Origin of the sequence: Pseudomonas sp. PA15(2017) (genome assembly GCF_001945395.1) — a bacterium.
In the GTDB taxonomy this organism is placed as follows: Bacteria; Pseudomonadota; Gammaproteobacteria; order Pseudomonadales; family Pseudomonadaceae; genus Aquipseudomonas.
In genome coordinates, this window is sequence record NZ_MSXV01000002.1 from 98,383 (window position 1) to 113,143 (window position 14,761).

The 14,761-nt window shown below is 65.7% G+C and carries 12 protein-coding genes; 6 read left to right on the top strand and 6 right to left on the bottom strand.

Features of this window, described 5'->3' with window-relative positions:
* Nucleotides 1-13 precede the first annotated feature (13 nt).
* The 4 genes from BVH03_RS00805 to BVH03_RS00820 form a co-directional block, all read right to left on the bottom strand.
* Nucleotides 14-1,495 (bottom strand): aldehyde dehydrogenase, encoded by a 1,482-nt coding sequence (locus tag BVH03_RS00805; protein ID WP_075959419.1) that lies wholly within the window; start codon nucleotides 1,493-1,495, stop codon nucleotides 14-16.
* Entirely contained in the window at nucleotides 1,492-2,325 is an 834-nt protein-coding gene (locus tag BVH03_RS00810; RefSeq protein ID WP_075959420.1) for an alpha/beta fold hydrolase, read from the bottom strand. Before BVH03_RS00810 ends, BVH03_RS00805 begins: the two co-directional genes overlap by 4 nt.
* Nucleotides 2,326-2,338: 13 nt before the next feature.
* Nucleotides 2,339-2,929 (bottom strand): amino acid synthesis family protein, encoded by a 591-nt coding sequence (locus BVH03_RS00815; protein WP_013789229.1) that lies wholly within the window; start codon nucleotides 2,927-2,929, stop codon nucleotides 2,339-2,341.
* Nucleotides 2,930-3,148: 219 nt separating this feature from the next.
* On the bottom strand, nucleotides 3,149-3,862 hold the full coding sequence (locus tag BVH03_RS00820; RefSeq protein ID WP_075959421.1) for a murein L,D-transpeptidase catalytic domain family protein: 714 nt from the start codon (nucleotides 3,860-3,862) through the stop codon (nucleotides 3,149-3,151).
* Nucleotides 3,863-4,033: 171 nt separating this feature from the next.
* On the opposite strand from BVH03_RS00820, the gene BVH03_RS00825 reads away from it, so the two are divergent.
* Nucleotides 4,034-5,647 (top strand): murein L,D-transpeptidase, encoded by a 1,614-nt coding sequence (locus BVH03_RS00825; RefSeq protein WP_083639966.1) that lies wholly within the window; start codon nucleotides 4,034-4,036, stop codon nucleotides 5,645-5,647.
* Between the two features lie 107 nt (nucleotides 5,648-5,754).
* Here BVH03_RS00825 and BVH03_RS00830 read toward each other — a convergent pair whose 3' ends face one another.
* Both BVH03_RS00830 and BVH03_RS00835 read right to left on the bottom strand, forming a co-directional pair.
* Nucleotides 5,755-6,426, bottom strand: a complete 672-nt coding sequence (locus tag BVH03_RS00830; protein ID WP_075959422.1) for a GntR family transcriptional regulator — start codon at nucleotides 6,424-6,426, stop codon at nucleotides 5,755-5,757.
* 45 nt (nucleotides 6,427-6,471) lie between these two features.
* Nucleotides 6,472-7,422: a LysR family transcriptional regulator gene (locus BVH03_RS00835; protein WP_075959498.1), complete on the bottom strand. Its 951-nt coding sequence runs from the start codon at nucleotides 7,420-7,422 to the stop codon at nucleotides 6,472-6,474.
* 188 nt (nucleotides 7,423-7,610) lie between these two features.
* Between BVH03_RS00835 and BVH03_RS00840 the strand changes: the two genes are divergently transcribed.
* From BVH03_RS00840 to BVH03_RS00860, 5 genes are all read left to right on the top strand, one after another.
* Entirely contained in the window at nucleotides 7,611-9,026 is a 1,416-nt protein-coding gene (locus BVH03_RS00840) for an acetyl-CoA carboxylase biotin carboxylase subunit (protein ID WP_075959423.1), read from the top strand.
* Nucleotides 9,027-9,036: 10 nt separating this feature from the next.
* The gene (gene oadA, locus BVH03_RS00845) at nucleotides 9,037-10,848 is read left to right on the top strand and encodes a sodium-extruding oxaloacetate decarboxylase subunit alpha (protein ID WP_075959424.1); all 1,812 of its coding nucleotides are present in this window, start codon (nucleotides 9,037-9,039) and stop codon (nucleotides 10,846-10,848) included.
* A 172-nt stretch (nucleotides 10,849-11,020) separates the two neighbouring features.
* Nucleotides 11,021-12,235, top strand: a complete 1,215-nt coding sequence (locus tag BVH03_RS00850) for a YeeE/YedE family protein (RefSeq protein WP_075959425.1) — start codon at nucleotides 11,021-11,023, stop codon at nucleotides 12,233-12,235.
* On the top strand, nucleotides 12,229-13,062 hold the full coding sequence (locus tag BVH03_RS00855; protein ID WP_075959426.1) for an alpha/beta hydrolase: 834 nt from the start codon (nucleotides 12,229-12,231) through the stop codon (nucleotides 13,060-13,062). Before BVH03_RS00850 ends, BVH03_RS00855 begins: the two co-directional genes overlap by 7 nt.
* A gap of 307 nt (nucleotides 13,063-13,369) precedes the next feature.
* Entirely contained in the window at nucleotides 13,370-14,743 is a 1,374-nt protein-coding gene (locus BVH03_RS00860) for a sodium:alanine symporter family protein (protein WP_075959427.1), read from the top strand.
* The last annotated feature ends 18 nt before the right edge of the window (nucleotides 14,744-14,761 follow it).

The window sequence follows — 14,761 nt, forward strand, 5'->3', positions numbered from 1 at the left end:
TTCCTCGATGCGCTCAGCGCATCACGAACGGGTCGGGCATTGGCGCTTGCGACAGGTTGATCCACACCGTTTTCAGCTCGGTGTAGGCCAGCACCGAATCGATGCCGCTTTCACGGCCGTAGCCGCTGTTCTTGAAACCGCCGATCGGTGCCATGGCCGATACGGCGCGGTAGGTGTTGACCCAGATGATGCCCGAGCGCACGCCTTTGGCCATGCGATGGGCGCGACCCAGGTCACGGGTCCAGATGCCGGCGGCGAGGCCGAACTGCGAGTCGTTGGCCATGGCCAGGGCGTCGGCTTCGTCCTTGAAACGGATCACCGAGGCGACCGGGCCGAAGACCTCTTCCTGCATGATGGTCATCGAGTGGCTGTCGCATTCGAACAGGGTCGGCTCGTAGTACCAGCCTTCACCGTCGACCTGCGGACGTTTGCCACCCAGGCGCAGTTTCGCACCTTCGGCCACGGCTGTGGCGACCAGGCCCTCGACTACCGCCAGTTGCTGGGCGGTGGCCATGGGACCCATTTCGCTGGCGTCGTCCTGCGGGTTGCCGATGCGGATGCGCTTGGCACGCTCGACCAGGCGCTCGACGAACTCGTCGTAGATGCTGTCCTGTACCAGCAGGCGCGAGCCGGCCACGCAGCTCTGCCCGGAGGCGGCGTAGATGCCGGCGACCACGCCGTTGATGGCGCTGTCCAGGTCGGCATCGGCGAAGATGATGTTCGGCGACTTGCCGCCCAGTTCCAGCGACAGCTTGGCGAAGTTCTCGGCACTGGCGCGCACCACGTGGCGGGCAGTGGCGGCGCCACCGGTGAAGGCGATCTTGCGCACCAGCGGGTGGCTGGTCAGCGCCGCGCCAGTGGTCGGCCCGTAGCCGGTGACCACGTTGACCACCCCGGCCGGGAAGCCGGCTTCGAGGGCCAGGCGGGCCAGTTCGAGAATGGTCGCCGAGGCGTGTTCCGAGGGCTTGAGCACGATGGTGTTGCCGGCGGCCAGGGCCGGGGCGAGCTTGATCGCGGTCAGGTACAACGGGCTGTTCCAGGGGATGATCCCGGCCACCACGCCAATTGGTTCGTGGGTGGTGTAGGCGAACATGTCCGGCTTGTCGAGGGGCAGGGTGCCGCCTTCGAGCTTGTCGGCCAGGCCCGCGGTGTAATGGAAGAACTCCGGCAGATAACCGACCTGGCCGCGGGTTTCGCGGATCAGCTTGCCGTTGTCGCGGCTCTCCAGCTGGGCCAGGGCTTCCTTGTTTTCGGCGATCAGGTCACCCAGGCGGCGCAGCAGTTTGCCCCGCGCGGTGGCACTGAGGCCACGCCAGGCCGGGTTCTCGAAGGCTGCCTGGGCGGCCTGCACGGCAAGCTCGACGTCTTCGCCGGCGGCGTCGGGCAGCACGGCCCAGGCCTGGGCACGAGCCGGGTCGAGGCTCTCGAAGGTCTTGCCCGATTGCGCGTCGACCCACTGGCCGTCAATGCACATCTGATAGCGTGCGAGTGTCATGCGACGATCCCCTTGGCGGTGTCTTGCAGCTGGCAGGCTTCTTCCAGGAACTCCAGCAGCATCTGGTTGACCAGGCGCGGCGATTCCACCGGCATCATATGCCGTTGCTCGGCCAGCACCACGGCGCGCGCGCCAGGAATGCACTGCGCCAGCTGTTCGGCCATCTGCGGCGTGGAGCCCGGGTCGAGCTCGCCGGTGGCGATCAGCGTCGGCACCTGGATCTCGGCCAGGTCGTCGGCGCGGTACATGTCCTGGGTGGCGAACAGCGTATAGGTGGTCAGGTAGCCCTGGGCATCGTTGCCGGCCAGGGTCTGGCGAATGGCGGCGATCTGCGCCGGGTTGGCGGCCTGATACTCGTGGCTGAACCACCGCGACAGCGCCGCTTCGGCGTTGGCATCCGGGCCATGTTCGGCGGCCTGAGCGGTACGCGCAATGACGCCGGCGCGCTGCTCGGGGCTGCGGTTGAACACGCTGTTGAGCACTACCAGCGCGGCGATGCGCTGCGGGTGGTGCAGCGCGAAGGCTCGGGCTACCAAGCCGCCCATGGAGAAGCCGATCACCATGGCCTGCGGCAGGCCGAGGTGGTCGAGCAGTTCACGCAACTGGTCGGCGTAACCGGCCAGGTCGGTGTCTACCGCCGGGCGTGGGCTGTCGCCGTGGCCGAGCATGTCGTAGACGATGACCTGGAAATGCTGGGCCAGGCCGACGACCTGGCCGCCCCACATGTCTTTGTTCAGGCCCACGCCGTGGATCAATACCACGGGTTGGCCCTGGCCGATCACCCGGTAACTGGTGCCGGCGGGGGTACGTTCAGCGAGGTGCCGAATCATGGCCTGCTCCCGATTACTGCGCCTTTTCGGCTGCCAGTTCTTCCAGATCGATATAACGGTTGCCGATGCGCGGGTGCAGGCGACCACCGTCGGCGGCGCCCAGCACCACGACGATCTCGTCGGCGCGCGGGGCGTCTTCGATCTGCATCTCCAGGGTGATGTAGTGCGAACGCAGGCCTTCGTCATCCTTGTGCATCATCGGGATCTGGATCGAGGTACCCGGGCCGCCACGCTTGTTGGTAAACGACAGGTAGCTCTTGGCCTTCACTGCCTCGCGGTAGTGGTTGCCGAAGCGCAGGGTGTGGATGACGGCAGAGGCGTGCTCGATTTCACCGTCGGCGCCGACCACGGCGGCCTTGCCGTAGGCTTCGATCTTGTCGGCGCCGCCGATGGCAGCGGTCAGACGCGCGACCATCAGTTCACCGAGGGCGGAGCAGTTGGCCTTGATCTGCGGCTTGAGGTCTTCGACGAAGCCATTGCCAACCCACGGGTTCTTGATCACGACGGCCAGGCCGACCATGGTGACCGGCTTGTCGGTCGCCTTGCCACCTTCGATCAGGGTTTCCTCTGTGTAGCTGACGATCTTGCGAATCTCGAAACTCATGGCAGCTCCTCGGCTGGTTGGTGTTGGGTATTATGGTATACCAGAATACACAATATGCAAGCATTGCCGAATCCCAGGCGTGACGGCGCCTTGGCGATAGTCGCAGAGTGCGCCGATGGTGCTGAAAAGGTCGTTTGGAAACGCCGCAATTGGGCGCTGGCGCTGCCGGAACGCAGCGCGCTATCGAGGTGCGAGCGTCAAAAAGGCGGGGTGAAGGGCTCAGCCTTCCCTGGCATTGAGGATGCCTGCGACCAGCGCGGGCTTGCAGTTGATGAACGCCGAGCCCTTCAGCCAGCGCTTGTCGGGGTAGTACGAAAACATGAATTGGCCACCCTTGAGGCTGTCTACCACCATGCGCGCGATTTCCGGGCGTACCGCCGGGCAGCCCTGGCTACGGCCGATGCGGCCCTGGGTCTTGATCCAGGCCGGGTTCACGTAGTCGGCGGGGTGGATGACGATGGCGCGTTGGCGCGCCAGGTCGTTGAAGCCGGGCTCCAGGCCGTCCATGCGCAGGGAATAGCCGTGTTTGCCGGTGTAGCTTTCGCTGGTGCGGAACAGGCCGATGCTGGATTGGTGGCTGCCTTCACGGTTGGAGAAGCGCGTGGCGAAGTTGTCGCCGGATTGCTGGCCGTGGGCGACCAGGTCGTGCAGCAGCAGGCGTTTCTTGGTCAGGTCGAAGATCCACAGGCGGCGATCGCTGGAGGGTTTGGAGAAGTCGATCACGGCCAGGCGTTGGGCAGGTACGGCACCATTGTTGATGGCGCAGCGCATCGCGTCGAGGGCGTGATTGAGTACCTGACGATCGAGCGCTGGTGCTTGTGCAGACAAGCCTTCGAACAACGGATCCGGCGCCAGAGTGGCGGCGATTACGGACGGTACAGGCAGCGCGAGGCAAAGAAAGGCTAAGCAAATTCGCTGAATCGTGGTCATCATCTTAAGTCTCAGAGCTTCAGCCTTCGACGTAGGCTTCGGCCATCGATGGGGCGCGTCTCCGCCAGGCGGTGCGGGCACAACAAAGCCCGCGATTCTAGCAGCCGAGTTCCCTTTTCCCGCGGGCCATTCCGACGGGCTGTCATTCACTCTGTCGTAAATTGGAGCGGTGCCTTGTTCTCTCCCTCTTCAACCGCTGCCTGGGCACTGGCCCTGACGGCACCCCTGGCGCTGGCCGACACCCCGCCGCCCAGCCCGCTGCAGGAGCAGCTCGCCGAGGCCGAGCTGAGCTGCGTAACGCCCGTGCTCGAGCTCTCCGCCAAGGACCGTGAATGGCTGGAGCCGTTCTACCTGCTACGCGGCTCGCAAGCAGCGTGGAACAAGGCAAACCTGCCCGTGTTGTTCGCCCAGCTGGAGGCGCTGGCCGACGATGGCCTGGAGCCGCGTGCCTACCATCTGGAGCCGCTGCGCGAACTGGCGGCGGTCAGCGATCCATCGCCGCGCCTCGAGGCCTGTGTCGATGTGCTCGCCACCACGGCGTATCTGCAGGCTCTGCGAGACCTGACCTACGGGCGCCTCGAACAGGCCAAGGTCGAGCCGTTGTGGGAGCCCGAGAGTATGGCGGTGCAGCAGAGCCAGGCGCCGCTGCTGGCCATCGCTCAGGCGGGGTTGGCCGACCCGGCGCAGGCCTTCGCCCAGGCGCGGCCGGATTTTGGCCCCTACCAGCAATTGCGCCAGCGCTTCGCCGAGTTGCGTCGCGAGCAATTGCCGCAGTGGCTGGCGATCCCCGGCGGCACGCTGCTCAAGCCCGGCGCCGTGGATGGTCGGGTGCCCTTGCTGGAGCAACGGCTGCAGTTGCATGGCGATCTGTCCCAGGGCGCGCCGGCCCTGGTCGCCGAGGAAACGTCGGTGTACTCGACGGCGCTGGTCGAGGCGGTCAAGGCTTTCCAGCGCAGCCACCTGCTCAAGCCCGATGGCGTGGTCGGCCCCGGCACCCTGGCCGAGCTGAACCGTTCCGCCAGCGAGCGTATGGATCAGATCCGCATCAACCTGGAGCGCCTGCGCTGGCTGTCCCACGAGATCGAGCCGACAAGCGTGCTGATAGACGTGGCGGGCGCCGAAGTGATGTTCCTGCGTGACCACACCGTCACCTGGCAGGCGCGCACCCAAGTCGGTCGGCCGGCCCGGCCGACGCCGCTGCTGCGCTCGCGCATCACCCACCTGACGCTCAACCCGACCTGGACCATTCCACCGACCATCCTCAAGGAAGACAAGCTGCCCGTGCTGCGCCGTGACGCAGCCGGCTACCTGGCCGCCAACCACATGCAGGTGATCGACTACGACGGCAATCCGGTGGACCCGCGTGGCGTCGACTGGGAGCGCCCCGGCCGGGTGATGGTGCGCCAGTCGGCAGGCGCCCACAGCCCGCTGGGCAAGGTGGCGATCCGCTTCCCCAACCCGTTCTCGGTGTACCTGCACGACACGCCGAGCCAGCGCCTGTTCGACAACCTGCCGCGGCTGTTCAGCTCGGGCTGCGTGCGCATCGAACGGGTTACCGAACTGGTCGATCAGCTGCTCGCTGGCGCCTCGCCCACCGAGCGCGCACGCATCACCAGGCAATGGGACAGCGGTCGCACCTTGCGCGCCGATCTGCCGCAACCGGTGCCAATCCTGATGGCCTACTGGACGGCCCAGGTCGGCGCTGACGGGCAGGTGCAATTCCGCCCGGACATCTACGGGCACGATGCGCGTCTGCTCAAGGCGCTGGAGGCGTCGAACCGGATTTAGCGAATGATCCTGTGGGAGCGGGCGGGGACGCCCAGTCCATGCCCGCGATTCTTTCGCGGGCATGGCCCGCTCCCACAAAATATGGCTCTGCCTTACGGGCCGCCGACTCACCGCCGCCCAGGCAAATGTTCGAACAAGCTCCGGCACACGCCGGTAATGTGCTGCTCCAGCAGCGCCGCGGCGCGTTCCACGTTCCCGGCCTGGCAGGCGGCGATGATCTCGCGGTGTTCCACGTCGGCGCGATCCTTGCCCTCGGACAGGCTCATCTGCAGGCGCAGGTAGCGCTCCAGCTTGTCGTGGATCGAACGGATCAGGTTGACCAGATAGGGCCGCTGCGCCGGCTCGTAAAGGCAGGCGTGCAGCGCCCAGTTGAGTGCAGCCCAGCGGCCGACGTCGTGCTCGCCGATGAACGCCGCGCAGATGCGCTCGGCTTCGGCGAAGGTCGCGTCGGTCATATTGGGGATCGCCAGGCGCAGCACCTTGTCCTCGAGCAGGATGCGCACCTCGAACATCTGCGCCAGCTCGGCCTCGGCGATACGCGTGACCATCGCCCCGCGGTTGCGCTGGAACACCACCAGGCCCTCGGCTTCCAGGCGCTTGAGCGCCTCGCGCACGGGAATCTTGCTGACGTTGAACAGCCGGGCGATCTCGTCCTGGCGGATCGGCTCGTCCTCGGCGAAACGCCCGGCGACGATGGCGTCGCGCAGGTGCCGGGTGATCACCTCCGACGTGGACGGCACGATACCCAGATTGGGCGCATTTTCAGGGGATAAGGGCAATTGGCACCTGCCGGACGAGAACCCTGGCCATCATATACGAAAGCCCTACAGCGAATTGCCCACGCCACTGAACTGCTCGGCCAGCGCGCCGATCTGCTTGCGCTGGTCGCGCACGAAGTTGAAGAACGCCTGGGCCACGGGCGACAGGTATTTGCCGCGAGGGTGCATCACGCACCAGCTGCGCAGCAGCGGCAGCTCGGCTACCGGCAGCTCGCGCAGCAGGCCCAGCTGCAGCTCGCGGCGCACCGCGTGGCGGGGGATCAGCGCCAGGCCCAGGCCGGCCAGCACGCCCTCGCGCTGGCCCTCCATGGAGCCGACTTCCTGGATCTGCGCGAAGTGCGCGCGCTTCTGGTGGCAGTACTCCTCGCAGGCGCGCCGCGTACCCGAGCCCGGCTCGCGTACCAGCAGCGGCCAGTCGCACAGGTCCTGCAATTGCAGGGTCTCGGCCTGGCTAAGTGGGTGCTCCGGGGGCGCCACGGCGATGATCGGGTTGTTGAGAAAGGGCAGAAATTCCAGGGCCATGTCCGATGGCACCTGGGACATGATCAACAGGTCGTCGCGGTTGGCGCTCAGCCGCCTGACCGCCTGGGTGTGGTTGACCACCGTGAGTTGCAGGCTGACTTCCGGGTGTTCGCGACGGAAGGCGGCGAACAGGTGGGGAACGAAGTACTTGGCGCTGGATTCGATGGCCAGGCTCAACTGCCCCTGCAGCGCGCCCTTGAGGTCGGCGAGCTGCATGTCGAGGCTCTCCAGGCGCCCGAAGATGTCCTCGCTGGCCCGCTGCAGCGCCTCGGCGGCTTCGGTCAAGTAGAGCTTCTTGCCCACGTAGTCGAACAGAGGCTGGCCGAGCAGCTCTTCGAGCTGGCGAATCTGCAGGCTCACGGCTGGTTGAGTGAGGGCCATTTCTTCGGCGGCGCGGCTGTAGGAGCGGTGATCGCACACCGAGCGAAATACCTGAAGCTGCCGAAAGGTCATGCGTAACAATGACTTGCGAATTTTATTCACCACTCGGGTGGTTTCTTGTTCGCAGAGCATAAGTTTTTACTTATGCAGAACCCAACAAATATTGATTTTGGTTAATTGTTACAGCGGCGTAGGGTTTGACCAAAGACCGGTCTGCAATCATTCGGTCATCTATCGACCCTGTGAGGGTTGCCTGTTCACGTGATCGAGGATGTTGGCTCGTGATCAAGAAAATCCTGATCGCCAACCGTGGCGAGATTGCGGTGCGCATCGTGCGGGCCTGTGCCGAAATGAACATTCGTTCGGTGGCCATCTATTCGGATGCCGATCGCCAGGCGCTGCACGTCAAACGTGCCGATGAGGCCTACGGCATCGGCGACGACCCACTGGCCGGCTACCTCAACCCGCGCAAGCTGGTGAACCTGGCCGTGGAAACCGGCTGTGATGCCTTGCACCCCGGCTATGGCTTTCTTTCCGAGAATGCCGAGCTGGCGGAAATCTGCGCCGAGCGCGGCATCAAGTTCATCGGCCCGAGCGCCGAGGTCATCCGCCGTATGGGCGACAAGACCGAAGCCCGGCGCAGCATGATCAAGGCCGGCGTGCCGGTGACGCCGGGCACCGAGGGTAATGTCGCGGATATCGCCGAGGCGCTGCGCGAAGGCGACCGCATCGGCTACCCGGTGATGCTCAAGGCCACCTCCGGCGGTGGCGGCCGCGGCATTCGCCGCTGCAACTCGCGCTCCGAGCTGGAACAGGCATTCCCGCGGGTAATCTCCGAGGCCACCAAGGCCTTCGGCAGCGCGGAAGTCTTCCTGGAAAAATGCATCGTCAACCCCAAGCACATCGAGGCGCAGATCCTCGCCGACAGCTTCGGCAACACCGTGCATCTGTACGAGCGTGACTGCTCGATCCAGCGTCGCAACCAGAAGCTCATCGAGATCGCCCCGAGCCCGCAGCTCACCCCGGAGCAGCGCGCCTACATCGGCGACTTGGCCGTGCGCGCCGCCCAGGCCGTGGGCTACGAGAACGCCGGCACCGTGGAGTTCCTGCTCGCCGAGGGCGAGGTGTACTTCATGGAGATGAATACCCGGGTGCAGGTGGAGCACACCATCACCGAGGAAATCACCGGCATCGACATCGTCCGCGAGCAGATTCGCATCGCCTCGGGCCTGGCGCTGTCGATCAAGCAGGAAGACATCCAGTACCGCGGCTTCGCCTTGCAGTTCCGCATCAACGCCGAGGACCCGCGCAACAACTTCCTGCCCTCGTTCGGCAAGATCACCCGTTACTACGCCCCCGGCGGCCCCGGTGTGCGCACCGACACGGCGATCTACACCGGCTACACCATTCCGCCGTACTACGACTCCATGTGCCTGAAGCTGATCGTCTGGGCGCTGACCTGGGAAGAAGCCCTGGCCCGCGGCTCCCGCGCGCTGGACGACATGCGCGTGCAGGGCGTGAAGACCACCGCCACCTACTACCAGCAGATTCTCGCCAACGACGAATTTCGCAGTGGGCGCTTCAACACCAGCTTCGTCGACAACCACCCCGAGCTCTTGAACTACTCGATCAAACGCAAGCCGGGCGAACTGGCCCTGGCCATCGCCGCCGCCATCGCCGCCCATGCCGGCCTGTGAGGAACGCACCATGACAAGAAAGATCACGGTTACCGACACCATCCTGCGCGACGCCCACCAGTCCCTGCTGGCCACCCGCATGCGCACCGAGGACATGCTGCCGATCTGCGACAAGCTCGACAAGGTCGGCTACTGGTCGCTGGAAGTCTGGGGCGGCGCGACCTTCGACGCCTGCGTGCGCTTCCTCAAGGAAGACCCGTGGGAGCGCCTGCGCCAACTGCGTGCGGCGCTGCCCAACACCCGGCTGCAGATGCTTCTGCGCGGGCAGAACCTGCTCGGCTACCGTCACTACAGCGACGACGTGGTGCGTGCCTTCGTCGCCAAGGCGGCGGAAAGCGGCATCGACGTATTCCGCATCTTCGACGCCATGAACGACGTGCGTAACCTGCAGGTGGCCATCGAGGCGGTAAAGGCCAGCGGCAAGCACGCCCAGGGCACCATCGCCTACACCACCAGCCCGGTGCACACCGTCGCGGCCTTCGTCGCCCAGGGCAAGGCCATGCAGGCCATGGGTATCGACTCCATCGCCATCAAGGACATGGCCGGCCTGCTCACGCCGTACGCCACGGCCGATCTGGTCAAGGCACTCAAGGCCGAGATCGACCTGCCGGTATTCATCCACAGTCACGACACCGCGGGCCTGGGCTCGATGTGCCAGCTCAAGGCGGTCGAAGCGGGCGCCGATCACATCGACACGGCCATCTCCAGCTTCGCCTGGGGCACCAGCCACCCGGGCACCGAGTCGATGGTCGCCGCACTCAAGGGCAGCGAATACGACACCGGCCTGGATCTGTCGCTGATCCAGGAAATCGGCATGTACTTCCACGCCGTGCGCAAGAAGTACCACCAGTTCGAAAGCGAATTCACCGCCGTGGACACCCGCGTGCAGGTCAACCAGGTGCCAGGCGGGATGATTTCCAACCTCGCCAACCAGCTCAAGGAGCAGGGCGCGCTGAACCGCATGAACGAAGTGCTGGCGGAGATTCCGCGAGTGCGCGAGGACCTCGGTTTCCCGCCGCTGGTCACGCCGACCTCGCAGATCGTCGGTACTCAGGCGTTCTTCAACGTACTGGCCGGCGAGCGCTACAAGACCATCACCAACGAAGTGAAGCTCTACCTGCAGGGCGGCTATGGCCAGGCGCCGGGCAAGGTCAACGAGCAACTGCGCAAGCAGGCCATCGGCAACGAAGAGGTGATCGACGTGCGCCCGGCCGACCTGCTCAAGCCGGAAATGGACAAGCTGCGCGGGCAGATCGGCGAGTTGGCCAAGAGCGAGGAAGACGTGCTGACCTTCGCCATGTTCCCGGACATCGGCCGCAAATTCCTCGAAGAGCGCGAGGCCGACACCCTGCAACCCGAAGCCCTGCTGCCGATTCCCGATGGCAGCGGCGTGGCGGCAGCCGGCGGTGCAGGCGTGCCGACCGAATTCATCATCGACGTGCACGGCGAAAGCTACCGCGTGGACATCACCGGTGTCGGCGTGAAGGGCGAGGGCAAACGCCACTTCTACCTGTCCATCGACGGCATGCCCGAGGAAGTGGTGTTCGAGGCGCTCAACGACTACGTCGCCGGCGGCACCGGCAGCAAACGCCGCAGCGCCAGCGCACCGGGCGACGTGAGCACCAGCATGCCGGGCAACATCGTCGACGTGCTGGTCAAGGAAGGCGACACCGTCAAGGCTGGCCAGGCCGTGCTGATCACCGAAGCCATGAAGATGGAAACCGAAGTGCAGGCGCCGATCGCCGGCACCGTCAAAGCCGTGCACGTGGCCAAGGGCGACCGCGTCAACCCGGGCGAAGTGCTGATCGAAGTCGAAGCCTGAGCGTCACCGATTAACCTCTGGGGGCCGCAAGGCCCCTTTTTTTCGTCTGGCGATTGGCGGTGATAGCCCGCTGGCATAACCTTTTCAGCATTCGTTCTAAGCATCCGCTCACCAGCACCGGCGGGACGGGCTAGAATAGCCGACCGTTTCAATTGGTTATTCGAAGGTCTATATGAATATCTCCATCCCTGCTGCGGCGCCGGTCAATCGTCCGGGTACACCGTTGGTGGCCGTGGCGCTGCTGCTGGCCGGCGCGCTGGCGCTCACCTTCGCGGTCAGCGGGCGTCAGGCGTTGTTGTTCATCGTCGGTGGTGCGCTGGGCCTGGTGCTCTATCACGCGGCGTTCGGCTTCACGTCGGCCTGGCGCGTGCTGCTCAACGAGCGCCGTGGCGCCGGCCTGCGTGCGCAGATGGTGATGCTGGCCATCGCCGTGCTGCTGTTCTTCCCGGCGCTGTCGGCAGGTACCTTGTTCGGTACGCCGGTCAAGGGTCTGGTGGCGCCAGCGGGCACCTCGGTGATCGTCGGCGCCTTCATTTTCGGCATCGGCATGCAGCTGGGCGGCGGTTGCGCATCCGGCACGCTGTTCACCGTGGGCGGCGGCAATGCGCGGATGCTGGTGACCCTGCTGTTCTTCATCATCGGCGGCGTGGTCGCTACCCATCACCTGGAGTGGTGGTCGGCGCTGCCGAGCCTGCCGCCGACCTCCATCGTTACCAGCCTGGGCCTGGTGCCCGCACTAGTGGTCAGCCTCGCCTTGTTCGCCGCCATCGCGGCCATCAGCGCCCGCCTGGAGCTGCGCCGGCATGGCAGCCTGGAGCGTGCGGCTTCCAGTGAGCACCAGGGCTGGCAGCGTTTCCTGCGTGGCCCCTGGCCGCTGATCTGGGGCGCGGTGCTGCTGGCGCTGCTCAATTTCGCCACCCTGGCGCTGGCTGGTCGCCCCTGGGGCATCACCTCGGCGTTCGCGCTGTGGGGCGCCAAGGTGCTGCAGGGGACCGGTGTCGACGTTTCCGCCTGGGCGTTCTGGCAGCAGCCGGCCAATGCCCAGGCGCTGGCTGCGCCGCTGTGGGAAGACATCACCACGGTGATGGACATCGGCATCGTCATCGGCGCGCTGCTGGCCGCTGGCCTGGCCGGGCGCTTCGCGCCGAACTTGAACATCCCGCTGCGCTCGCTGGTGGCGGCGGTGATCGGCGGCCTGCTGCTCGGCTACGGCTCGCGCCTGGCTTACGGTTGCAACATCGGCGCCTACTTCAGCGGCATCGCGTCCGGCAGCCTGCACGGCTGGCTCTGGCTGGTCGCGGCGTTCGTCGGTAACGGCGTGGGCGTGCGCCTGCGGCCGTTCTTCTTCCCGGGCGAGCGCCGCGAGGCGAAGCTGACCGGATGCTGACAGCTCGCCCTGCAAAGCCGGCTGCGCTGCTTCTTGGCGCGCTGCTGGTCTTTGCCTTGGGCGGTTGCCAGTCGCCGCAAGAGCGGCTTGGCGAGCTGGCCGGTCAGCACCATCGCTTGCAAACGCTCGACAGCAAACCCTTTCCGTTGCTGCTCGGTGCACCGGCCCAGGTGCCGGCGGCGGCGCGTATGCGCGTTTATCTGGAAGGCGATGGCCAGGCCTGGGCGACGCCGTCGCAGCCCAGCCTCGACCCCTCGCCGCGCGATCTGCTGGTGGCGCGCCTGGCATTCAGCGATCCGACGCCCAGCCTGTACCTGGCGCGGCCCTGCCAGTTCGTCACCGCGCCTGGGTGCACCACGAGCCTGTGGACAAGTCGGCGTTTCGGCAGTGACGTGCTGGGCAGCCTCGACGGGGCGCTCGATCTGATCAAGGCTCGCTACGGCAACCAGACGTTCGAGCTGGTCGGCTATTCCGGCGGCGCGGCGCTGGCGCTATTGCTGGCCGCGCGACGCGATGATGTCGTCAGCGTGCAGACCCTCGCCGGCAATCTCAGTCCGCGCTACTGGGTTCGGTTGCTGCAGCTGAGCCCCCTCGAAGGCTCGCTGGAACCGCTGGATTACCGCGAGCGGCTGCGCGCCGTTACCCAGCGGCACCTGGCCGGCGATGCGGATAGCGTGGTGCCGGCTGGCGTGCTGCATCACTACCTGGATGGCCTCGGTGAAGCGCGCTGCGTGCAAACCGTCAGCCTGACGCAGGTCTCCCACCACACGGGCTGGGAACAGGCCTGGGCGACCTGGCGTTCACAGCCGATACCGTGCAACGACTGATTGTCCGGTAGCAGGCGCCGGGGCGCGCCGATTACCTGTGCGAATCCCGCCGCGCAGCTGAATTGCCTGTTTTTTCCAGCCCTTTCGCGGCCAAGTTGTTATAGCCTTGCCGACCTGGCAACAATCGCCCGCATCGCAATCGATTGATTCGCCTAAACATTTTGTTACGCCCTTGGGCCTGTGACAGACCATCCGATGTTGCACGGACGCATGTGCGTTCACTCGCTCGGCACCGCGGCTCTACCAGCCAGCGGTGCCTTCCTGCTGGCCACGAGCCGCACTGGACAGAACAACAAGGACACCCGCCATGGATCAATTTCTCGCTGTGCTCACGGCCATCAGCAGCTTCATCTGGGGGCCGTTTCTGCTCATCCCCCTGCTGTTGCTCACCGGCCTGTACCTGACCGTCCGCCTGCGTGGCATCCAGTTCCGCGTACTCGGCCACGCCTTCTGGCTGGCCTTCGTCAAACGCTCGGAAAAGGGCGACGTACCCGGTGACGTTTCCCACTACCAGGCCCTGGCCACCGCACTGGCGGCGACCATTGGCGTTGGCAACATCGCCGGGGTGGCCACGGCCATCGGCATCGGCGGCCCCGGTGCGTTGTTCTGGATGTGGATGACCGGCCTGGTGGGTATGGCCACCAAGTACTCAGAAGCCTTGCTGGGCGTGAAGTACCGGGTTACCGATGCCAAGGGCGAGCAAAGTGGCGGGCCGATGTATTACCTGACCCGAGGCGTGGGCGGCACCCTGGGCAAGACCTTGGGCATCGCCTTCGCGATCTTCGGTGCGGTGGCTTCGTTCGGCATCGGCAACATGGTGCAGGCCAATACCGCCGCCCACCAATTGCACGACACCTGGGGCATTTCGCCGACGCTCAGCGGCCTGGTGCTGGCCATCGGTACCGCGGTGGTGATCATCGGCGGCATCAAGAGCATCGGCCGTTTCGCCGCCGGCGTGGTGCCGGTGATGATCGTGCTGTACATCATCAGCAACGTCGCCGTACTGGTGGTGTTCGCCGATCGCCTGCCGGATGCCATCGCTCTGGTCTTCACCGATGCCTTCAGCGGTAGCGCGGCAGCCGGTGGTTTCCTTGGCTCGAGCATCATCCTGGCGGTGCAGATGGGCGTGGCCCGCGGCATCTTCTCCAACGAGTCGGGCCTGGGTACCGGCGCGATCGCGGCGGCTGCGGCGAAGACCGACAAGCCGGTGCGCCAGGCCATGGTGTCGATGACCCAGACCTTTCTCGACACTCTGGTGATGGTCACCTTCACCGCGCTGGCGATCATCGTCACCGGCGCCTGGACCCAGGAAGGCCTCAAAGGCGCACCGATGACCGCCTGGGCGCTGGAGCAGGGCCTGGGCGGCGGCTGGGGCATCTACACGGTGACCATCGGCGTGCTGGTCTACGCCTATACCACCATTCTCGGCTGGTCGTACTACGGCGAGCGCTGCATGGAGCGCCTGATGGGCCGCGTGGCGGTAATGCCGTACCGGCTGATCTTCTCGGCGGTAGTGTTCGTCGGCGCGGTGACCTCGCTGGAGGTGGTATGGACCTTCTCCGACATCGCCAACGGCCTGATGGCGCTGCCCAACCTGATCGGCCTGTTGCTGCTCTCCGGCGTGGTGGTCAAGGAAACCCGCGACTACATGAGCCGCAAGAACTGGAAGACCGAGGACTGATTCGCGGCGCCATGGGCG